14 protein-coding genes are annotated in these 23681 nt (G+C 39.6%); 8 read left to right on the top strand and 6 right to left on the bottom strand.

Annotation, left to right across the window (positions count from 1 at the left end; translation table 11 throughout):
• Positions 1 to 300: 300 nt before the first annotated feature.
• The 3 genes from H4O18_RS06910 to pelA form a co-directional block, all read right to left on the bottom strand.
• On the bottom strand, positions 301 to 1596 hold the full coding sequence (locus tag H4O18_RS06910; protein ID WP_187582776.1) for a nucleoside hydrolase-like domain-containing protein: 1296 nt from the start codon (positions 1594 to 1596) through the stop codon (positions 301 to 303).
• A gap of 36 nt (positions 1597 to 1632) precedes the next feature.
• Complete coding sequence (locus tag H4O18_RS06905; protein ID WP_187582774.1) at positions 1633 to 3060, bottom strand: nucleoside hydrolase-like domain-containing protein; 1428 nt, start codon at positions 3058 to 3060, stop codon at positions 1633 to 1635.
• Between the two features lie 77 nt (positions 3061 to 3137).
• Entirely contained in the window at positions 3138 to 4250 is a 1113-nt protein-coding gene (gene pelA / locus H4O18_RS06900; protein WP_187582773.1) for a pectate lyase, read from the bottom strand.
• Between the two features lie 364 nt (positions 4251 to 4614).
• On the opposite strand from pelA, the gene H4O18_RS06895 reads away from it, so the two are divergent.
• Together H4O18_RS06895 and H4O18_RS06890 are read left to right on the top strand one after the other, a co-directional pair.
• Positions 4615 to 5460, top strand: coding sequence for a helix-turn-helix domain-containing protein (locus H4O18_RS06895; protein ID WP_187582771.1), 846 nt, complete (start codon positions 4615 to 4617; stop codon positions 5458 to 5460).
• A 430-nt stretch (positions 5461 to 5890) separates the two neighbouring features.
• Positions 5891 to 6382 carry a YybH family protein gene (locus tag H4O18_RS06890; RefSeq protein ID WP_187582769.1) on the top strand — a complete coding sequence of 164 codons (492 nt, stop codon included), beginning with the start codon at positions 5891 to 5893 and terminating at the stop codon, positions 6380 to 6382.
• Positions 6383 to 6459: 77 nt separating this feature from the next.
• Here the strand turns inward: H4O18_RS06890 and rhaM are convergent, their stop codons facing one another.
• Together rhaM and H4O18_RS06880 are read right to left on the bottom strand one after the other, a co-directional pair.
• On the bottom strand, positions 6460 to 6774 hold the full coding sequence (gene rhaM, locus H4O18_RS06885; RefSeq protein WP_187582767.1) for an L-rhamnose mutarotase: 315 nt from the start codon (positions 6772 to 6774) through the stop codon (positions 6460 to 6462).
• A gap of 3 nt (positions 6775 to 6777) precedes the next feature.
• Positions 6778 to 8532 carry an alpha-L-rhamnosidase-related protein gene (locus tag H4O18_RS06880; RefSeq protein WP_187582765.1) on the bottom strand — a complete coding sequence of 585 codons (1755 nt, stop codon included), beginning with the start codon at positions 8530 to 8532 and terminating at the stop codon, positions 6778 to 6780.
• 231 nt (positions 8533 to 8763) lie between these two features.
• Here H4O18_RS06880 and H4O18_RS06875 point away from each other — a divergent pair, with 231 nt between their 5' ends.
• The gene (locus H4O18_RS06875; protein ID WP_187582763.1) at positions 8764 to 11532 is read left to right on the top strand and encodes an alpha-L-rhamnosidase; all 2769 of its coding nucleotides are present in this window, start codon (positions 8764 to 8766) and stop codon (positions 11530 to 11532) included.
• 391 nt (positions 11533 to 11923) lie between these two features.
• Here the strand turns inward: H4O18_RS06875 and H4O18_RS06870 are convergent, their stop codons facing one another.
• Positions 11924 to 12499: an RNA polymerase sigma factor gene (locus tag H4O18_RS06870; protein WP_187582761.1), complete on the bottom strand. Its 576-nt coding sequence runs from the start codon at positions 12497 to 12499 to the stop codon at positions 11924 to 11926.
• Between the two features lie 486 nt (positions 12500 to 12985).
• Here H4O18_RS06870 and H4O18_RS06865 point away from each other — a divergent pair, with 486 nt between their 5' ends.
• The 5 genes from H4O18_RS06865 to H4O18_RS06845 all read left to right on the top strand — a co-directional run bounded on the left by H4O18_RS06865 (position 12986) and on the right by H4O18_RS06845 (position 23677).
• On the top strand, positions 12986 to 14146 hold the full coding sequence (locus tag H4O18_RS06865; RefSeq protein WP_187582759.1) for a FecR family protein: 1161 nt from the start codon (positions 12986 to 12988) through the stop codon (positions 14144 to 14146).
• A 171-nt stretch (positions 14147 to 14317) separates the two neighbouring features.
• The gene (locus H4O18_RS06860; RefSeq protein ID WP_187582757.1) at positions 14318 to 17734 is read left to right on the top strand and encodes a TonB-dependent receptor; all 3417 of its coding nucleotides are present in this window, start codon (positions 14318 to 14320) and stop codon (positions 17732 to 17734) included.
• 18 nt (positions 17735 to 17752) lie between these two features.
• Complete coding sequence (locus H4O18_RS06855) at positions 17753 to 19264, top strand: RagB/SusD family nutrient uptake outer membrane protein (RefSeq protein ID WP_187582755.1); 1512 nt, start codon at positions 17753 to 17755, stop codon at positions 19262 to 19264.
• Between the two features lie 115 nt (positions 19265 to 19379).
• Positions 19380 to 22217, top strand: coding sequence for a DUF1553 domain-containing protein (locus H4O18_RS06850; protein ID WP_187582753.1), 2838 nt, complete (start codon positions 19380 to 19382; stop codon positions 22215 to 22217).
• An 8-nt stretch (positions 22218 to 22225) separates the two neighbouring features.
• Entirely contained in the window at positions 22226 to 23677 is a 1452-nt protein-coding gene (locus H4O18_RS06845; RefSeq protein ID WP_187582751.1) for a DUF1501 domain-containing protein, read from the top strand.
• Positions 23678 to 23681: the final 4 nt, after the last annotated feature.

Here is a 23681-nt window from a genome sequence, read left to right as displayed (position 1 = left end):
TACTCTAATATTCCTTCTGGTAATATTAAACTTAACAAGGATAACTCAGTGCCTTTATTCATCAATGTAATTTAAAGCACAAAGAAAATTATTTTTCTCTTTAGACCCAACTTTTGAGATTGATCCAAAAAATGTAGTCGATCTGTAAAGGAAAGAACTCAATATTTTTAGGATTTCCCAAAAGATAGATTAGAAAATTCCGGACTTTTCAATAAATATTTAAAACTACAAACGTGGGGTAGCTTTTATATATGGTCAGTTGAGTCTAGGCATTTTTGAATTCTTAAGTGATACCTTTCATTACTCTTTTAACCAGGTCCAGCGCTTAGCCCAGTCCATTAAGACATGGCTACGCCATTTAAGTACTGTCTTAGCACCTTGCCATTCATTATCGAACAATTGTGGGTCAGTGGAGTCCGTATACCAATTTGCCCCTAGCTTATAATCACTGGGCAAAGGTTTTCCCGGCCACAGGTTATTTACCACCAATTGACCTTTATGCTCCGGGAATCCTGGAATATCTGAAGTAATCTTGTAAGTTAATGTTTCCGACTTTTTAGGTGCATATCTGATCGCAAATTTACCATCACCAAGATAAAATCCTGGCCATTTTTGTTCGCCAACTCCTGCATGTACCGTCATTGTAAAACAAGTAGAATCTAAAGGAATGCTTATTTTTGGACCATCTAACTGATATTCTACAATGGAATATACCGAAACGGTATCGGCAAGGGTCGTATTTCGCTCATATACAAACCTTGGACTATGACTGAATTTTTCAAATCTACCTCCCCAGTTGTCAGCCAGAGGATTGTTAGGGTCTCCGTTCATTACATAAAGAAGTGAGGGTGTATCTCCCATTTTAATATCCCCTTTATAATAATTCTTAAAATCTTTGCCCAAATATCCGCCCCCGCTTATGTAGTTTTCGTAATATTTATCGCCTTTTAAACTATCTTGTACATTGCTGTCACTAAAAAAACCTCTGTATGTAGCATTGGCCTCAATGAACCAAAGCTTAGGGAATTTTTCTGCAATATAGGCATAGCTATTTGTGCTCCATTTTTTATTGGGACCCCCGATCCAATACACTTTAATTGCATTCTGAATTTCAGGAGCGTCATGTAAAGCCTGGGCCAGATCATCAAGTCCTCCCCATACGAGAACCCAAAGAGGCCTATTGCTTTCTTTTTTTGCACAAGTCACGATCCAATCAGAGCCTTCGGTCGAAGAGTCGAAGCCCTTATAGGGAGCAGCACCTTTTCGTCCTTGCTTGGTGACAGCCCGTAACGAATCCGGCAAAGGAAATTCCGCACTATGCTTTATTAACTTGGGCAGATCCTTTTCGTACAAAGCGATCATGTCTAGGATATTTTGTTTCGTTCCAAAACCATAAGAGGGAGAAGAAACCAATCCTTCGGTTTCAAATAGGTCGCTATACATTAAAAAATGAATCATGGATTGATTGTCATCCGGATCTGTGCCACCTATATCGGTACTGATAAGAATTCTAGGTTTAATTACAGTTTGCTTACTGTTTTTAGTGGCACAACTTTGTAGAATTAAGAAGGTAAGTATAAAAATTAGTTTATTCATGGTCGTTTTATTTTATTCCCAATTCGTGGGTACCGACTAATTTGGAAGTACCGTAACAATTACACGCTTGTATCTTGACAATGGAGGGGAGCCCTTGTCCGTTAGCTTTAAAATGAAATGAATTGTTTCTTTCTTTTCTACTTTCGGGGCCCTAAGATTTACAATATGAACATTCTCTGCACCTAAATCTATTTTTGCTTTAAATGAACCTTCTTCTGGATAATGGAACCACAAATAACTTAGATTATCACCATCAGGGTCGGTAGAATTAAATGCATCCAGGCTAAAGGCTTCGCCCGACTTTACCGTTAGGCGACTAGAATGGGTTAATTCGGGAACTGGTGGGTGGTTGGCTTCCTCATATGTTTTGGTACACCAATCCATACGGGCGGCAAAATCATTTTGAAAATCTTCCCTCCAGCGCCATAACGTTACTTTGTTATCTTTGAATGTAATGGTATCCATTTTAACGGAACGGCCATATTCCTTAGAAACGTAGGGGGTGTAATTATCATCCGCATTGGTCCAAATTGCCCTGGTCTCAGGAGCAATTTTTACAATGGAGCTCCCTTCTTTTGTTTTTGAGAAATCGGGCTTGTACAATTCATAGCGTCCTCCCCAGGCACCCCATTCCGGATGCTCAGCTTCGTTAAGTCCATTGGGTATTAACGATAAAAATGCTGGTGTGTCTCCCTCTACGCCCCATGCAACATCTGGGTATTCGGCACCTAGTGGCCCATGATTTTGTTGAATGTTTTGGGCTATCCAGGAATTACTGATCAAACTGTTGTCTATTCCTTTTATATAGCTGTTGATTCCCGTCCAGGTGGCAGTGCCGTAATAATCTCCCGGACTAACGATATAAAAAAGCTCAGGAAAATTGTTCCTTATCCAAATACCACTATCATCTTGGTCAGAGATGGTATAGACTCGGAGTTTTGAGATAATTCTTTGGGCCTCCTTCTTGCTTTTAGTTTTCCGAATTTGGTCAAGGGATTGGGCCAAAGTATTGACACCACCCCAAACTGAAATCCACAACGGGCGATCATCTTTTTCTTCCAATGTTTTGATTATCCACTCGGAACCCTCTGAGTTTTTTCCGTCGCCTACGCCTTTCATGCCATATTCCGGAAGGCCGTTTTTAATAAGTGATACCAATGCTTCCGGTTTGGGAAAACCAGCTTCATGCTTTAAAAGGTTGGGATGCACTTTGCCATAGGCCTGAATAACCTTTTCTATAGATTCTGGGGCTATTCTGTGCTGTAACCAACAAGAGGTCGTAGCCACAATTCCCTTTATGTCAATTTGGTTGGAATACAAAAGCAGACGCACCAAAGACTGCGTATCATCTGGGTCTGCTTCAATGTCGGTTAAAACAATTACTCTGTTTTTTTGATTTATTTGGGCATAAGTTGTGGTATAGTATACCAAACAAAAGGAAATAAACAAATAGAATGTTTTCATATTGAAGTTTTAAGGGTATTCCAAATATAGACTATAAAGTTATCTTGAAACTCGGGCAAAAAAGCCCGGCATGTTTATTAATTCCTTGATAGCTTAGTGTTCGCCAACCATTCCGGATATTTTTTTAATACTTTTTCTGGTGCATTTGTATACCAACCATAACCGTTCCTTCGATTGTCACTTATGTCTGCCAGTGAGTTTCTTTTGACACCATCCCGACTACAAAAATATATGGTGCTGGTTTCTAAATCATAAAAGCGTCCCCATAAGGTGGGGGCATTTTTATCTTCGACAACAATTCTATTCTTTCCCCCGTCTTTTTTGATTTCCGTTTCTATTTTTATACCCTCAATTCGGTTCTTTTCAAACCATTGTACCGCGCCGTTTACAGAAGTAACAATTTCTTTTGAAGGATTATCTATGTCCATCAATAATAGTACGATACCCACAGATTCGGAACCACTAAACGAAGGAAGCTCATAACTACGGGCTTTTGCCGGAGCAAGTGTCACCGAATCATGCTGGGCACACCATACTGTGGGTTGGCCCTTATATATGATTTGGGTATCAAGAAAACATTGAATGCCCTTCTCATACGCCTTTTTGGCTTTTTCCCTCTTGTCGGCACTTAATTGAAGTGATGTATATTCTTTGTTATCCGAACTAATCTTTTTTAGAAATTTCATAATATTGACCATAGCATCATCGTTATAAGTGATATGGCCAGAATAAGCTACACTTCCTGGGCGTACGGGAAAAAACTGTGGCCATCCGCCATTTTCGTATTGAGCAGCAAAGATGTAATTGAGCCCCTTTTCGAAAGCTTGTTTATACTGATTGTCCCTAATTTGTGTATGTACTTTGGCAAGAAAGTTCAGTTCAGTAATAGTTGCCCCGTTATCGAAAGTTGCTCCAATTTCAGCCTTGTTGTTGTTATAATAGGATTTCTCTGATTCAGAAAATGCATGATGGTAGTCTTTGTTTTTTTCCCATCCTCCGATTTCCTTCTGACTTAGTATTAAATTTTTTGCAACCAATTGCGCTTCGTTAGATCCATACCACTCCAAGGGCATGCCGGTGGCAACATCCCCCCATCTCATACTGAGATAGTCAGAGGCTTTATTTTGAGCAAAACCCACAGTTGTGGTTAAGGTCAATATTACTAATGTAATTAGTTTAACAAGTTTCATGATATTATTTTTTAATTTTAATTTTTGTCTACATCCTTTAAACAGTTATTTCCGAGTATTTTTTTTGAATTCGGAAATAGGTCATCTAATTGTACCACTCGATTATGCGCGTTGAAACCGGATTTGTTGTTTCAAAATTATTCGAGGTGTTATGCCAACTATGAACCCAGCATCGTCCAGTCCATTTTCTATATTCGTAAGTGCAAACAACCTAGTTTATCCTCCTGAGGGATTGAATATGATGGCTACTTACGAAAAAGGTAAAAAATAAAACAATCGGATATCTGTCTTTCCAAGTGCTAAGATATGCTCGCAATTATACACATACTTCCTATATTTGAATAAATACCTATCATTTTCCTATATGTTAAAGCATTTCGATGAAAAAAGAGAAGATTTAAGCCCCTATGGTCTTACCTGTGAAGTTTGGCGCCCTAATGTCATGAGAAGGCCCGATAGGCATAATGAAATAGAGATTAATTATTTACCGGAAGGATCAATCACCTATTTGATCCATGACAAAAAAATACTTGTTGAAAAGGGAAGCTTTGTAGTATTCTGGGCATTGCTACCACACCAAATCGTTGACTACAATGGCGATGCGCCATACTACGTAATCACTATTCCCTTTGCGCTGATATCGCAGTGGAATATGTCCAAATTATTTTTGGATACACTTTTTAAGGGTCGGATACAAATGTTTGAAATTGTGCAGAATCTCCAAATAACAACAGCCTTGTTTAAACAATGGGTACTTGACCTGGATAGCAAAATGCCCTATCTAAATGAGGTTTGCGCCCTTGAAATTCAGGCCTACTTAAAGCGACTTATGTTTCAAAAATCGAATAATGACGATATGGAACTCAAGATGGAACTGCCCCCAATGAACCTTGTAGAGCAAATGGCCATATTTATTGCCCAAAACTTCACAAAACCGATTAAAGTCACGGATGTGTCCCATGCAGTAGGAATCCATTCCGATTATGCCAATGCCATTTTTAAAAAGACTTTTGACGTATCTTTATCCTATTACCTAATTCAGCAACGGGTATTGTTTGTACAAAGAAAACTCTCCATCACTACTGATCCCATTACTTCCATTGCTTATGAAGCCGGTTTTAACTCCATAAGCAGATTTAATGCCAGTTTTCTGAAATTCGTTGGCATGACACCAAGGGAGTATCGCAAAATATTCCAGACCGGCTTATAAAGTGAACACTTTTTTCATACGGGTCTTTGAGCAACATTAAAACGATGGAATGTTCGCCTTCGGGATTTGATTTGGTATTCGATTTTAATTTGTTTTGTCCAATTGCCGATTTGTGGCTAATTTTTATTTTTTATATAACTTTGAGCTATTTCAATGTAATGTGATTTTCCATGTATTAGCAGATAATACCAATTTAAGTCACGCCTCTTACATATATTTCAAGGCCGAAAAAGAAACTAACGCATTTTTCGGATAATTGAAAATGGATAAAGCGCTGCTTACGGACTTAATTATTGTATTCGTCTTACTATTGGGAATAAAATAGTGGAATTGTGTTTTATTGGTGAAGCTGTGAACTTGGAGGATATCTTTTGAAGAGAAGGGTAATAATTTATATTTAAGGACCTAATAATAAAATTTAAATATTTATATGGAGACTAGGACGATATTAAAAGTAGTGTTGATATTCATGTTGTTTACATGTGATGCCATTTCTCAGAACCGTATAACCGAACTCAACGCCTATTGGAATGAGGTAAAAGAAGTTGTGGAAGCGGGGGATGTTGAAGGGTACGGTGCAACCTTCCATGAAGATGGTATTTTGGTGTCAGATACTGGCAAGATTTGTTATTCCTTGCAGGAGGCATTAAAAAAATGGCAAGATGGACTGGAAAAAACAAATAAAGGCCTTACTAAAGTGAATTTGGATTTTAGGTTTTCCGAACGGACAGGAGACATAACCACGGCATTTGAAAGAGGTATATTTAGACATGAATTACTGGAAGAGAATGGCAAGCGAACAGAAAGATTTATCCATTTCGATGCCCTCTTGATGAAAAAGGATGGGAAATGGCAAATAATGCTTGAACACCAAAAATTACCTGCTACCAAAGAAGAATGGCTAGCCTTGAGTAAACTGTAGTGTAGATAGAAAAGTCGATCCGTCATATAAATTGGAAATTTGGGATCGATTAATGTATTTAAGGAACTATTTCTGTTTCAGGGCATGTGAAAAACTTCTTTTAAATCTTTTGACATGGGGCTATTGTCTTCATTAGTTTCCATTATAGGCGCCATATGCGTCCACCACTTTTTACAAATTTCGGTATCGGCAATTCTCTTCCATTTTTCCTCGGATTCCAATTCTGCATAACCGAATAAGACATGGGTTTCACTATCGAAAAAAATACTGTAATTATGAACCCCGTGATTTTTTAGTACCTCTTCCAGTTCTGTCCAAATTGGATTGTGTCTTTTGGTATATTCTTCTATTTGGTCTGGATAGACCTTCATTTTAAATGCTTTTCGAATCATAGTCTACTCAATTATACTTAGTCCTTCAGGGGCTTCGATTTCTGTTTTTATGGTTCCATCTGTGTTCATCGTATGGCTTACTTTTAGTACTCCGTATTTTGTAGGGAAACTTCCTTTTACCCTTTCAAGGTCTCCCAGATGGGGTTCAATTTTAACCTTTTCGCCTCCCTCCAACACATTGATTCCCAAAACATGTTGGCTTAGCCAAGAGGTTGGTCCGCTCGCCCAGCCATGACACAGACTATGTCGGTAGCCAACGTAGCAATAATCGCCAAAGTCGCCATGAATATCATATTCGTTGGTTGGGGTGAGTTCATCTATTCTACCGCTATTGGCAACATCCAGCACGTTAAATTCCTCCCAAAATGTGGTAGCTCCCAAATCCAACATTCCGCCCCAATAATCACGGATTAGTTTTATGGCTCCATCATAATCTTGGGCCTTGGCCATGGCCTCCAATATATAGTACCCATAAAAAGTGGACATGCCCTGTAAACCATCTTTGGTCAATATCTCCCGATTTATTTTTTCGGCGTCCTGAAGATTTGAAAGCGCTAACAAAGCCGCGGCCTGTTTGGTGGTATTATTTTTTGGACTGTGTTTTTTTAGTTTTTTGGCCACTTTTACGTATTTTATTTTTAGATCCTCCCTACCAAAAATTGCCATCATCTCCGAACCGGCCTCAAAGGTCATGACCATCATGGCCTGAAGCCCTGCATGTATGGCTTCGGGTTTTTCACTGGTAGGCCAATCCAAAAAGCGATGTCCGTTTAAAATCTCTTTGTTGTCTTTGTCGATGAATGTGCTCAATTGGTCCAGCAAAGAGATCATATAGGTTTCCTGTTCCTTTAGATAGGAAAGGTTCCCATGGTAATCATAGATGTTCTTATGAATTAGTAGCCACCACATGGAGTAGGAGCTAATGCCGTTCATCCATTGAGGAAGGGGGTGTTGGTCACGGGCCAGGTCTAAACTTTTGTTAACGATTTCGTGGTTTCCGAAAACGGTATTGATCGTCATTACTTCCGGATGCATATCGCCCACCCAAACCAAGCGGTCGCGTTTTATGCCGTCCCATAGGAAATTCTGCATATTTAGCTGTACGGTATAGGCCCCGGTGAGCCAGATTTCGTTCAAGCGCTCATCATTACTTTCAAAACTGCCTAAATACGGAATATCCCTATAAACAAAGGCGGCATTTATAGACTTTATGGGAAGGTCTATACCTGCGTCCACTACATCTACACGCAAAAATCGAAACCCGGTTTCGCCAACTTCTATACTTCCCAACCAAGGGACTTCAATAATAAAATCGCGTAGGGAATGCTCGTTGGTCGCATTTTGCTTTCCCCCAATATCGGACATTGCTTCCCCGACCGATTCACCAAATCGCAAGCGCAACTTTACAGGTGTTTTGCTTTCGCGGATTCCTGCTGAAATTTTGATTCCTCCATGGATCTCTTTGCCATAATCCAATAGTATGGCAGGTTTAGTATCTGCTGTACTTATCAATCTAAATAGGTTTTCTTCATTCACGGCCACCTGCCCGTTTCCTTTTTTCAAAAGGGTTTCGGCATTTCGTATGGATTCCGCCGAATCATCTGACTGCCAAACAATCCTTTGGGGCGTTAAATAGGTTTTGATCATTTCCGAATGTTGCGCCTTGTCATCATATTCCTCTCCAAATACAGGGGGCAATTGTCCAAAGCCAAATTGTAGGTACAACAGTGAAATCAATAATGGCATTATGTTTTTCATTTTTTTTAATTGGGTTAACACAAAGTCAATAAATCCTATTTTTCGTAAAAATAGGATTTGAAAAAAGTCTATCTATCCTGTACCGTGCTGCAATTCTTCATAGATTACCGCTCCAAGGCTATTGGGGAAACTTAAAACAGCACAGTACAGGATGGGTTTTATTCGAATGGGTGTTAATATTGTGGTATAAGACCAAATTTTGATTTATATAATTTTTAAGGCAAATAATCGATGAAGAACAGACTTGCGCTCCTTTGTATTACCCTCTTGATAGTTGGCAGTTCCTATTGCCAAAATGAGGATTCAAAATCCCTTACCGTACTTGAACCTAGGGTAGAATACCACGAAAACCCTGAAGGCCTCGATGTTAGACAACCTCGATTCAGTTGGATTTTAAAAGGAGAAGGTCGAAATAGGGTACAATCAGCATATCAAATTACGGTGGCTTCCTCAAAGGAAAAACTTTCGCAAGACCAAGCGGATATTTGGGATAGCGGTAAGGTTGTTTCCAACCAGACCAATCAGATCGTATACCAAGGGATTCCATTGGTGTCCGCCACCAAATATTATTGGAAGGTGCGTGTGTGGGACGAATCGGATATGGTATCCACATGGAGCAACCCCGCCTATTGGTCCATGGGACTTTTAAAATTTGCCAATTGGCAAGGACTCTTTATAGGTCATGATGTAGGTTATAATAAAGCCGATAAGTATGATAGTCTATACCTTCCACCTGCCCGCTACCTGCGCAAATCCTTTAGCTTAAACAAGAAAATAAAGAAAGCAACGGCCTATACAACGGCCTTGGGTCTTTATGAACTGCGCTTGAACGGCAACAAGGTCGGGGAGGCTAATTTTTTGCCGGGATGGACGGACTATAACAAACGCTTATACTACCAGACTTTCGATATTACCAATAACTTGAGGGAAGGCGAAAACGTCATAGGGGCAGTCATTGCCGATGGTTGGTATGCAGGTTATATAGGGTATGCATTGCTGGTACGTTTGGATAGGGTGAGGGAGTTCTATGGGGTAAATCCATCTTTTATGGGGCAAATACAAATTGAATACGAAGATGGATCCATTGAGACCATTGCTTCGGATCAAACATGGAAATCCAACGAAGGCGCCATCCGTGAGGCGGATATTATCATGGGAGAGACCTATGATGCCCGCTTGGAAAATGCAGGTTGGGATACTCCCAACTATGACGATAGTCAATGGAAAAAACCTAAAGTCTATACTTATCCCAATGGAAAATTGGAAGCCTATCCGGGAACCCAGGTCAAGAATACCGAGATACTGAAGCCCATAGCAATGACAGAGCCTAGTCCGGGAACCTATGTCTTTAATCTTGGAAAGAACATTGCCGGTATTGCCGAACTTAAAGTACAGGGACCTAAAGGCACGAAAGTCCAACTCCGGTTCGGGGAAATCTTAAAGAACGATGGCCAGATACAGACCGAAAACCTACGAAAAGCTAGGGCAACGGACACCTATATTTTAAAAGGGGATGGTGTGGAAACATGGAAGCCAAAATTCACTTATCATGGGTTTCAATATGTTGAAGTTACAGGTTTTCCAGGAAAACCTACACTGGAGACCATTACAGGACACGTATTAAGTTCCATAGAAACCGATGCCAGTACCTTCGGTTCTTCCAATGCAATGAACAATACACTTTTCAAGAATATCAAAACCACCCAAAGTGCCAATTTTTTTGAAATACCAACAGATTGTCCACAACGGGATGAGCGTTTGGGATGGACTGGAGATGCCGAGATCTACATGCGTTCTGCCACCTATAATTCAGATGTAGCGGCCTTTATGACCAAGTTTTTAGTCGATTTGGATGACGCCCAACGATGGTATGGGGCCTATCCCAATTTTGCCCCTTTTCCGTACTCAAGGCCAAATCAATATGCCCCAGCTTGGATGGATGCAGGGGTTATAATACCTTATAATCTGTACAAGGTCTACAATGATACCCGTATTGTGGAATACATGTACAAAGGGATGGAGAAATTCATGCAGTTTCAGGAAGATGCCAGCACGGATTATCTAAGACCTGGAGGAGGAAACAATTGGGGGGATTGGCTTGCTGTCAACGAAGAGACAAGTCACGATTATGTAGGAGCTTCCTTTTATGGTTATGATGCAAAACTAATGGCTAAAATGGCAGAAGCTTTGGGGAAAACTGAAGATGCTACAAAGTACGCCAACCTATTTGAAAATATTAAAAACGCCTTTGTCCAAAAGTATATTTTAGATAACGGTCGCACTATAGAGGATACCCAGACCAGTTATGCCCTTGCCTTATATTTCGATTTGTACCCCAACGATCTGGCAGAAAAAGGAGCTGCTAGGCTTGCGGAAAAAATAGAGAAAAACGGCTTTAAATTTTCAACTGGATTTTTGGGGACAAAACATGTAATGTTGGCTTTGTCCAAATATGGCTATGACGATATCTCTTATAAAATTTTCCAGCAGACCGAATATCCCAGTTGGGGATATTCCGTAGAAAACGGAAGTACTTCCATATGGGAACGATGGAACAGTTATACCAAAGATGATGCAGAGAACTCGGACCTTAATGCCAAGATGAATTCCTTTAGCCACTATGCTTTTGGCTCGGTGGCAGAATGGATGTTTCAACATGCCGTAGGTATAGATACCGAGGATGCGGGCTATCGCAATATCATTATAAAACCTGCCATTAGTAAGGAGATGGATTATATAAATGGGAGCTATAAAAGTATTAATGGCAACATATCATCGGCCTGGAATTGGAAAGGGAGGGAAGTACAGATGAAAATCGAAATTCCTGTGAACACTAAGGCTAAAGTTTATATTCCTACGGTGGAAATTTCCAGTATTAAGGAAGGAAACAAAGCAATATCTAAGGTTCCATCCATTACTATTTTGGAATCCAATGGAGAAGAAACCATTCTTGAAATAGGCTCCGGGACATATTCCTTTAGGGTTAAGGGGGTGAAATAGCGATTTGATGGAGATTTATACCAAAATAAAGCAGGAAATGTTGATAATGTATGTAAAAGCAATTATCACCTTTTATAAAGGAACAGGGAAATAGACACTTTATTTTATATGACTTAGTAATCTATGTTAATCCCATCTCTAGATTTTCTTATAAATAATATTATAATAATTATGGCCGGTTGGGTCTGCAAAAACTTGTTATACTTTGTTGAGGTACATGTTTAATAATTATCGGGAAACTGGTTTGGGAAATTGCGGATACCACATATATTAACTGGGCAGTGCTTAAAGAGTGTAATTCAGTTACATTAAGAAAGGTCTTTTAATACTCGGGATTCGACAATAGAATAATTTAGTTCATAATGTTAGCTCCTTCCTAAATATGTATTGGTCAAATGTCAATACACCTTGTGTGGAAATAAATAAAAAGTATTAACTCTTCATTCACAAACCCTTGCCGTATTTTTTTGAACGCAATTCCCATTTGAGACTCCACCGTTTTAATTGAGATGCCCAATTTTTCGGCAATCTCTTTATTTTTTAATCCTTCCTTTTTGCTTAGCAATAATATCTCTCTACAACGCGCGGGAAGTTCCGCTATCAAGCTCTGGATTTTATCAATTTTATCTTGTTCGAATGACATATCTTCCTCAATTTGAGACTGAAGCATTTCATATTTAATATCATCTACAGATTTTTCTTGATTTTTAATTTTTCTAACGCTTTGCATACATTCATTGTACACAGATCGATATAAATAAGCCTTTAGGGAAGTATTAATACTTAGTTCATTACGTTTAGTCCATAGCTTAATAAATACGGTCTGAACCATATCTTCCGCATCTGGCAGGCGGCAGGAAAACTGCAGGGCATAAATACATAATCGTCTGTAATGTAAATCGAAAAGTTTTTTAAGGGCATGATTATCGTTTTGTTGTATGCATTCCCATATTTCTTCCTCACTCATTTTTATCCATAATTACTTTTAATATTAATAATTATTGCCAACAAACATGAAAAATAACACTAATACGGAGGATATTATAATTATTATGTAAAAAAATTATAGGTGATTTATCAAAAAGCTAAATTGATTGTGCTTCACAAGTCCTGCAAAAATACGCTGCAGGCACATTACTAATATTTTTATAAAGTTTGAAAACTTTATTTTATGGCCTGCTCTAAACCAGGAATACGCATATCCATAACAAATACTAATCTTGAGAAAATTTCCGATCCATAAATTTTATGGCTAAGAAACATAAGCCTTAATAAAAGCCTATATGAAATTGGGTTGTTGCCGAGTTAGTAAAAATATTCGTTTTTTCTGATTAGCCAAATCAAAAAAAACAGCCATACTTATAACAATATCAAAAAAAAATAAGAATATTTTAAGGGTATAATGGTTTTTGTGCATCATACCTAAGAATATCATAATTAAACCTACGGTCTATTGAAAACTCTAGTGCTTAAATATCTTGCCAATACGATTTCGGAAGAAGAGTTGCTTTCCCTGAAATTATGGTTAAAAAAACCAGAAAACAGGGCCTACTTTAAAGAAGTTGTAAAATCCAATCAAGAGTTGGACCTTGCTCTCAGGCATATTGATTCTGAGAAGGCTTACCGCCGTATATTGGAAGAAACATCAGAGAAAGAAAGTTTAATACACAAGATTTTTATCCCAGTATTAAAATATGCCGCCGTAATAACACTATTGATTGCAACCACCTTCTTTATTTACACTTATGTTGATTTAGATAGTAAAACGGAAACTGACACCAATATCCCTATTGCCAAGCAACCTCAAATTACCTTGGAATTCGGTGATGGTAGTGTAGAAATTCTTGATGAAAATAGTAAGAGATTAATTTCGAACAAGAAGGGGAAAGCGGTAGTGGTAAAACAAGAAAATGATAAGCTTAAATATGAAGCCGTTAACACAGAAAATAAAGAGCTAATTTATAATAGGTTGACGGTACCTTTTGGAAAACGTTTTGAGATCGAATTATCAGATGGCACCGTAGTACAACTAAATGCAGGGACCAAACTCAAATACCCAGTAGCTTTTACAGACCCCAATAGCAGGGATGTTTATTTGGAAGGTGAAGCTTTTTTTTCTGTTCAAAAAAATCCTGATCATCCATTTATAGTGCATACGAAAAAAATGAATGTTCGTGTTCTTGGAACAAAGTTCAATGTTTCAAGTTATGAAAATGAAGACACCACTTCAACCGTGTTATTAGAGGGGAGTGTAAAGGTGTTAAGACCAAATGAGAATAATAATCTAGAGGACGGTACAATTATATCTCCCAACCAGCAGGCAGCCATTCAATACGGAGAGTTATCAGTGGAGAAAGTTGATGTGGAAAAATATATAGCGTGGACACAAGGAGTACTGTACTTTGCTAATGATCGATTTGCAGATATTGTGAAGGAACTTGAAAGGCATTATAATATAAAAATTCTTAATAATTTCCAGGAACTGAATAGTGTACGATACACGGGAACATTTAAGCTTAAAACGATATCACAGGTTTTGGAAGTTTTTAAAAAGAACACAAAATTCGAATATGAAATGGTCGATGATTCAATTATTATAAAACCTAGTTTGTAATCATTCCGAAAAAAGCCAAGACAATAATGAACACTAAATAAAAATCTTTTGCCAATGAATTAAAACACCACACAAAATTGATAAAAAATCGGGAAATGCGTCAACATTTCCCGATCAATAAATTTGATTTTACATCAGTCCTTATAACCAACTAAAAAATCATTCAAAATTATGAAAAAAACCAATGCTAAGGAATTGTCCTATGGAACAATTCCGAAACTCGATTTAAAAATGAGGATAACCTTCTTACTCCTAATTGTTACATTCTTACAACTTAAGGCCAATTCTGGATATAGCCAAAAGACCATAATCAGCCTCAATTTAACTGAAGTTCCTCTTAAGGAAGCTTTCGCCGAAATCGAAAATAAAACGGAATTTAGATTTTTTTATAAAAACATCGATTTGGATTTGAATCGAAAGGTTACTTTAAAATTCAAAAAAAAACCGATCAATGCAATCTTGGAGATCCTGTTTCATAACAAGGGTATCGATTTCGAGGTCTATGACACGCATATCGTACTAAAAAAAGTTGAACATAAAACTGATTCCCTCGCGCAATCACTTACAAAATCATCCATACCTACAACTGTATCGGATCAGTTCAACGTAAGTGGTACAATAAATGACGATAGCGGGACTCCTTTGCCAGGGGCCAGTATTGTTGAGAAAGGCACATTAAATGGAACACAGTCCGATTTCGATGGTAATTATGTTCTAGAGGCAAACAGTGACGCCATTTTAATAGTTTCATATATAGGATATATAACCAAAGAAATTCCTGTTTCGGGTCAACAGAATATCAATATCACGCTTTCCGAAAATACAGATGCTCTTGATGAAGTGGTGGTAGTGGGCTATGGTACCAAAAGAAAGAAAGATATCATATCCGCAATTTCTGTAGTTGACCTTGAAGAAGTGGCGGACGTTCCCGCGGCAGGTATTTCAAGATTGTTATTGGGGCAGGCAGCTGGAGTTAACGTAGCGTCTAGCTCAGGACGCCCTGGTCAGAATCTGGACATTTCCATTAGAGGCCTTGGGTCATTGGGAGCAGGGAATGATCCCCTATGGGTAATTGATGGGTTTCCTCTTGAATCTTCCGATGGTTTAAATCCAAATGAAATAGAATCAATTTCCATATTAAAAGATGCGGCTTCGACTGCGATATACGGGGCGAGAGGCTCCAATGGGGTAATTCTCGTTACTACAAAAAAAGGAAAGGCTGGTAAGACCAGTGTTACATTGGATGTGACTACAGGTTTTCAGAATGTTCCAGAGGAACGCAGGGTTGATATGATGAATGCGGTGGAATTTGGTGAATTTCAAAAATCAAGTTGGATCGATAGATATATTGCCAGCAATGGATCGGAACCTGCCGAAAGTGAAATTCCGGAAGGCATTCGTAACCCTGAGAACAACACCATTTCCACAGATTGGATGGATGAGATATTAGCTAATTCTCCTTTATTTACAAAATACGACCTGTCCATCGCCTCTGGTAATGACAAGACTCAATCGTTAATTACCTTGGGCTACATGAATCAGGACGGGGTTGTTATCAAAACAAATTTTGAACGCTTCAATGTTAGGGCTAAAATAGACAATAAGATTACAGATAAAATTACCGTAGGGCTGAATTTATCTGGATCTAAGACCAATGAACGAATTATTGGTGCAGGAAACAGACATACCCCTGTTGGACTTTCTTTATGGGTAGACCCCAGGGAACCGGTTTATAATGAAGATGGAAGTTTTAATGCCTATTTGGGTGATAAGGATACACCGGGGGATTTAATTTTTAATAGTGCCAACCCTGTGCAAATATTACATGAACAAAAAACAACCTTGAACACAAACAGGTTACTTGCCAACGGTTACGCGGAGTTCAAGTTTTTGGAAGACTTTACGTTCAAATCAACACTAAATGCTATTTTGGTCAATTCTAGATATAATCAGTTTACGCCATCTACCTTGTCAGGCTTTTCATGGAATAGGCCTGCGCCAAATAATGCAGTTCTAAACGAGCGATATGACGAAACCTTCAATTGGTCTGCAGATCAACTGCTTTCCTATTCAAAGGTATTAAACGACGTTCACAGTTTTAACGCCTTGTTGGGGTATACTTCACAGGAGTCCACTTTTCGCAATATTAGTGGAAATGGATCCAAATTTCCTGACGATGATGTTCGATTTTTACAGCAAGCTGAATCCCTGGGAGTAAATTCCCAAGAATCCAGTTGGAGTCTTTTAGCCTACTTTGCGCAGATCAACTATGATTATAACAACAAATATTTAGTGTCGGCCACATATCGCCGGGAGGGCAGTTCAAGATTTGGTTCTGATAATAGATGGGGTGATTTTCCTGCCGTTTCAGCAGGCTGGAGAATCTCTGAGGAGGCTCTTTTGCAAGACGTTTCATGGCTTAATGATTTAAAGTTGCGAGCAAGTTTTGGTGCCACGGGAAATAATGATATTGGTAATTATCCGAGTTTATCTACACTTGGAACAACCAATTATATTTTTGGAGGAACCTTCCAACCAGGTAAGATCTTAAACTCACTATCCAATCCGAATCTAGGTTGGGAGAAATCAGAACAATTTGATTATGGTATCGATTTAACGATGTTCGATAATCGCCTTAGCTTTGTAGCTGAGTATTATAAAAAAACCACGACGGACATGCTTTTGCCCGTAAATGTGCCAGTAATAACTGGTTTCGAGACCACCTTTACAAACATTGGCAAAGTAGAAAATACCGGTGTTGAATTAGGATTGAATTATAAAACTAATATTACCGAAGACTTAAAGTTCCGTAGTAATTTCAATATTTCGTTCAATAAAAACAAAGTACTCGAAATAGATGGGGATAACGACGAAATAAGAACTGGTGGAATTTATGGTGCACATCATGTCTCCCAAGTAGGTAGGCCCATTGCTATGTTGCACGGATTTAGATACCTTGGAGTGTTCCAATCACAAGCTGAAATTGACGCATCACCTGTTCAGGATGGGGCCGTACCAGGTTCGTTCAAGTACTGGGACGCTAATGGAGATGGCGAAATTACCTATGATTTTCAAGATTTTGTTGAAATAGGCAATCCACATCCAGAATTTGTTTATGCGTTCAATATGGGTCTGGATTATAAGGCGTTTGATTTTAATGTAGTTTTCACTGGAGCGCAAAACTATCAAGTTTTCACGCAAATAGAACATACCACTATGAACATGGACGGGGTCTTCAATGTTGAGACCAGGGCAAAGGATAGATTTAGGTATACGACCATGTCCGGTGATGCGGGACCTACTTCCAATTTTTGGAAATGGGAACGCGAGGGGAACAGTTGGTATATTTCTGATGCAAGCCATGTATGGTTGAGAAGTTTATCCTTAGGTTATACTATCCCTTTAAATGAAACCTCATTTCTTGATGCTTTCAGAGTTTATGTCAATGGAGACAACCTTTTCCTCTTTACGGATTATGAATATGGTAATCCTCAACCGAATGACCGTGGTGAGCTAAGGCCTGGAGTTGATGAAACACCATATCCTCTAGCACGTACAGTTTCTCTGGGAGCAACATTCAAATTTTAATATTTAAAAAACTAAAGAATGAAAAATTTAATCAAGATATTTATAAGTTTATCGGTGGTGCTGTTCATGTTTTCGTGTAGTGATGATTTTTTGGACAAACCAAATCCCAATCAGCTAGGTGAAAGTAGTTTTTATCAAAATGAAAAACAGGTGACCCAAGCTATTGTTGGTGTTTATGGACAGCTGCAGGAAATTACGGCCAGCCAGTGGCTTTATAGCGAAATGATTACCGACAACACCACCGTTCATTTTGATGAAGGGAATAGGGGGAATGCCCCCAATATTGAGTCTTTTGAATACTGGCAATACAATTCCGGTACGGGCAGAATGTATGACCTTTATAGGGACACCTATAATACCATTGGTAATATTAACCTAACCTTATCCAAATTGGAGGGTGCTGACATCGACGCTAATGCAGCGGCCAAGTTTGAAGGAGAATTACGATTTTTTAGGGCATATTACTACTTTCTTTTAACACAATACTTTGGAGATGTGATTCTGATAACCGAACCATTAACCGATCCTTCAGCGGCCTTTGAATTGGAGCGTTCCCCAACTTCAGAAGTGTATGCGCAAATCGAAGATGATCTCGATATAGCAGTAAATTCGTTACCCAATACTGTTCCTCCATCCGAGGCAGGTAGATTGACCAAAGGCGCTGCTCTTACACTTTCTGGAAAATTTTGGTTAACAAGAAAAGATTATACAAAGGCTAAGGCAGCTCTCGATCTAGTAGTAAGTTCCGACGTATATGACTTATTACCCAATTATAAAGATGTTTTTGACCCTAATAACAAAAATCATAAAGAATCTATTTTTGAAGTGCAATTTCAAGGAGGAAATGACCTTGGGGAACACAGCGGGTTCATCTATAATTTTTATCCTCAGTTTACAAATGGTGAGGTTACAGGTTTCCCCGGTGTAAGTGGGGGTGGATGGAATATCCCTACTTTGGATATCATTGGGGATTATGAGGATGGTGATCTACGTAAGGCCATTTCAGTGAGTGAAGGGTACACCAATATGAATACTGGCGAATTTGTTGCAATTCCTTTTATAGAAAAGTTCCGTTACGAACATTCCATTCAAGGCCGCCCCGATAATAATTGGCCAATTTACAGATATGCAGATGTTTTATTGATGCTTGCAGAAGCGATCAATGAACAGTCTGGACCAAATGATGAGGCTTATGGTTATCTTAACGAAGTTAGGGATAGGGCAGACCTTGATCCGGTCTCGGGACTTTCCCAAGATGAGTTCCGGACTATCCTACTTCATGAAAGAAGGATTGAATTGGCCTTTGAAAATCATCGTTGGTTCGATTTGAGAAGAACCTTGAGTGCTGCAGAACTTATAGCACTTTTGACCGCTCACGGAGAATTGGAAAAAGCCAACCCAACAACGCCAAGGGGGTCGGTAGGGTTTTCGGCCGGAGATTATATTTTTGAATCACATGAATTATTATTTCCCATACCGAATAGGGAGGTGGTCGTAAATCCCGGTTTAACGCAAAACGAAGGATATTAAAATATTACCTCTAGCCAGGGAACAATAGTAGCGATTGGTATTCAGGATCACAATAATACATTGTTGGACCTGAATACCACGCCTATTGGCATTTAAAAAAAAATTATTGCGATAAATGGAAGATATTAATTGGATATTTCAGCTGTTAGGCCGTTTCCACCCCTTGTTGGTGCATTTCCCTGTCGGATTGTTGGTAGTAGCTTTTGTTTTTGAGCTTTTTACGATTGGAGGAAAACGCCAAGGATTGCGGGATGGAATTTATTGGATGCTTATTGTCGGAGCGGCCACTGCTATAATTGCCGCTTTAATGGGTTGGTTGCTTAGTACTTACGATGATTACACCGGCGATTTAGTATCCTACCATCAATATACAGGAATGGCGACTGCCTTTTTTGCCGTTGTAACATTATTATTACTACGAAATGTGGTAAATAAAAAATTGCATGATTATCGCATATATCGATTTGGACTTTTTTTAACTGTCTTATTCCTTACCATTGCAGGACATTTGGGGGCAAGCCTTACCCACGGCGAGGATTATCTTACGAGTGTCCTACCTGGCAATAACAATACTTATGACAATAGTAAATCTCTGGCATTACTTACAGAGTTAAAAAAAACGGATTCGTTGTCATTAGTACAGAAGGACAAACTAAACCTGGAGGTTCGTGCAATTTTTGCGCATAATTGCTATCAATGCCATAGTGATAATAAGCAAAAAGGTGAATTAATGTTGGACAGTAAGGAGGGAGTTTTCAAAGGAGGGGAATCCGGTCCGGTCATAGTTGCCGGGAAACCTGTAGAAAGTGAGTTATTCAAAAGGATTACCCTTTCCCCAAATGATGACAACGTTATGCCAAAGAAAGGCAAGGTGCTAAAAGAAAATGAAATAGCATTGATAAAGCTATGGATTCTAAACGGAGCACATTGGTCCGATCAGGCACTTAAGGTATTCCCGGAAGCTGAATTGGCACTTGTAAAACCTGATTTGCCAAATGCTCAAAATCAAACCCACCCGGTAGACAAATTGGTCGATTCCTACTTTAGAAAAAATGATATTGATTGGCCTGAGGTGGTGAACGATAGAACATTTATAAGGCGTTCCTACATGGATATTATTGGATTACTACCCGAACCGGCGGACGTAAAGGAATTTATGGAAGACTCCAATCCTAATAAAAGAAATGCACTGATAGATAGGCTATTGGGCGATACACATAACTATACCCAAAATTGGTTAAGTTTTTGGAACGATCTTCTGCGTAACGACTATAGCGGAACCGGATTCATAACCGGAGGAAGAAAACAAATTACCGAATGGCTGTACACCTCACTGGAAGAAAATAAGCGCTATGATCTAATGGTCAAGCAGCTGGTCAATCCTACCGAGGTTTCAGAGGGTTTTATAAAAGGAATCGAATGGAGAGGTGTGGTGAATTCCAGTCAACGCACAGAAATGCAGGCAGCCCAAAATATCGGCCAGTCTTTATTGGGGGTTAATGTCAAATGTGCCTCATGTCATAATAGCTTTGTAAGTAACCTTACCTTGGAACAGTCTTATGGTTTTGCATCCATATTTGCCGACTCGGTACTGGAATTGAACCGCTGCGACAAACCAATTGGCAAAATGGCAAAGGTGAATTTCCTGTACCCCGAATTAGGCGATGTGGAAGCAGAAAGCCTTAAAGAACGACTGCTTAAACTTTCCGAGGTAATCGTAAAACCGGAAAATGGGCGGTTGTACCGTACTATTACAAATAGATTCTGGGAGCGGTTAATGGGCAGGGGTATTGTTGAGCCTTTAGATGAAATGGACAACGAACCGTGGGATAGCGATCTCCTGGATTGGCTAGCATCTGATTTTGTAGATTCTGGATATGACCTTAAACATTTGATAAAACAAATAATGTCATCGAAGGTATATCAACTGCCAACGGCCAACTACAAAAATATGGAGGAGATAAAATCGGATTATGTATTCAAGGGCCCACTTCTGAAGCGAATGAGTGCCGAACAGTTCTCTGATGCCGTAAGCCAATTGATCAAACCCGTTTATGCCGCCGTTGCCTATAATCCGAAAGGTAGCGAACTGCCTTCCTCTAGGGTTTGGCATAGAGAAATGAAGTTCGACCGTGATGTGCTGCCCGAACCAGGTAAAAGATACTTTAGAAAAACATTTCCACTCCCCGACAAATCTGTAAAAAATGCAATTGTCCTAATTTCCGTTGATCATTCATATACCCTTTATATAAATGAAAAAAAAATATCACAAGGAACGGATTGGACCAAAGTGGATAAGCTCAATGTCCAGGAGGTCTTGACAAATGGAACAAATACGATAGCCATTGAAGGCGTTAACGAAGGAAAAATTGCCAATCCCGCCGGAATACTGTTCTCAATGAAAATAAACTTTTCGGACGGCAGTGAGATAATGCTGAACTCGGATAACAGTTGGAAAAGTACGGCCGACAGACCAAATGAAGGTTGGACAAGTACTGGGTACGATGATAGTAAATGGGAAGAAGTCCGTAATTTCGGCACCTCAAATTGGGGTAAGCTGATCGCTTTTACTTTTAAGGACCACGATGGGGAATTTGCCAGGGCAAGTCTTGTGGAACAGCATCCGTTCATGAAAGCCTTGGGGAGACCGAGCAGGGAAAATGTAACCACTTCCAGAGATGAACAAGCCACTCTTTTACAGGCATTGGAACTGACCAATGGGGAATTTTTCAACAACGTTCTGGAGGAGGGAGCTGATATTTGGCTTAAAAAGTATGGTAGCGATACTGAAAAAATTATACGGCAACTCTATCAGAAATCACTGGGCAGGGAACCCACAGATCAAGAAAAGAAAATAATGATTACGGCACTAGGAAATCAACCAAAAAAAGAGGGGTTACAAGATTTATTTTGGTCCACCCTTATTTCACCTGAATTTCAATTTATCAATTAAATATGGCAATGGATAATCAAAACGCACGAAGGGATTTTATAAAAAAAATGACGGCAGCCAGTTTGGCCGCTTCGGCGACGACTATACCTATGACCAGCTTTTTAAGCTCCTGCACCAATTCCGCTCCAAAAATCACATCCACAGCCGATACCGTTATACTGCTTTGGATGGCCGGGGGAATGGCCCATACGGAGACCTTCGACCCCAAGGCCTATGTGCCTTACGAGAAAGGGGTTGAGAGCAAGAGGGTCCTGAGCACTTTCCCAAAAGTCCCGACCATAGTGGACGGTCTTGATTTTTCACAAGGCCTGGAATCTATAGGGGGAGTCATGGACAAGGGCGCCATTATCCGTTCTTACAAATCTGCTGATCTTGGTCATATATTGCACACGAGGCATCAATATCATTGGCATACCTGTTATGAGCCGCCACAGACTGTTCAGGCCCCCCATATAGGCGCTTGGATTGCCAAGGAATTGGGGCCGACCAACCCCGTTATACCACCATTTATCGCGATGGGCCAGCGATTCACGGTTGGAGAGGCCGAAGAATTAAAGGCCTTTCATACGGCAGGATTCCTGGGCAGCGAATTCGGACCCTTTCTAATACCGGACCCTTCTTCCGGTTTGGACAGCGTTAGACCGCCCCAAGGGATGTCGCTTAAAAGGTTTGAGGCCCGATATAAATTATATAAGGAATTGGCCAATAAGAGCAAGGTCATGGAAAAAGGCAGCGATTACCAGCGTGAGTCCTTAATGCGTTCCATGGAATCTTCCTATCGTCTGTTAAATTCTCCTGAGGCCAAAGTTTTTGATTTGTCCCAAGAGCCAAAGGAAGTATATGACACCTATAATACAGGAAGATTTGGACTGGGATGTCTTCTGGCGAAAAGATTGGCCATGAACGGGGGTAGGTTCATAAGTGTCTCAACGGAATACGAACCTTTCCTCGGGTGGGATACGCACGAAAATGGCCATACACGTGCAGCTAAAATGAAAGAGCAAATAGACAGGCCCATAGCCCAATTGATAAAAGATTTGGATGAGAGCGGTCATCTAGATAGAACGTTAATTATTCTGGCCAGCGAATTCAGTCGGGACGCCATAATGGAGGGGCGTCCTGGCGAACAAGTGCAAGACCAAGGATTTGTACCTGATTTGATCGAGGATGAAAAATACTATGGTATGCACAGGCACTTTACCAATGGCAGTTCCATACTTATGTGGGGAGGTGGCATCGAAAAAGGTCTCGTATACGGTAAAACGGCCGATGAAAGACCTTGTTCCTCAATTGAAAATCCTGTGGTAATTGATCAAGTACATCAGAGCATATATCATGCCCTGGGAATACATCCAGAAACTCATTATACTATAGAAGGAAGGCCATTTTATACGACCCCGGATGGGCATGGAAAACCTATACTGGATTTATTTGGTAATCCAATGCCCAAGACGGCATAAAACA

The organism is Arenibacter arenosicollis (genome assembly GCF_014397245.1).
Taxonomy (GTDB): Bacteria; Bacteroidota; Bacteroidia; order Flavobacteriales; family Flavobacteriaceae; genus Arenibacter; species Arenibacter arenosicollis.
The sequence above is the reverse complement of the archived record's forward strand: the minus strand, read 5'-3'. Positions and strand labels throughout refer to the sequence as shown.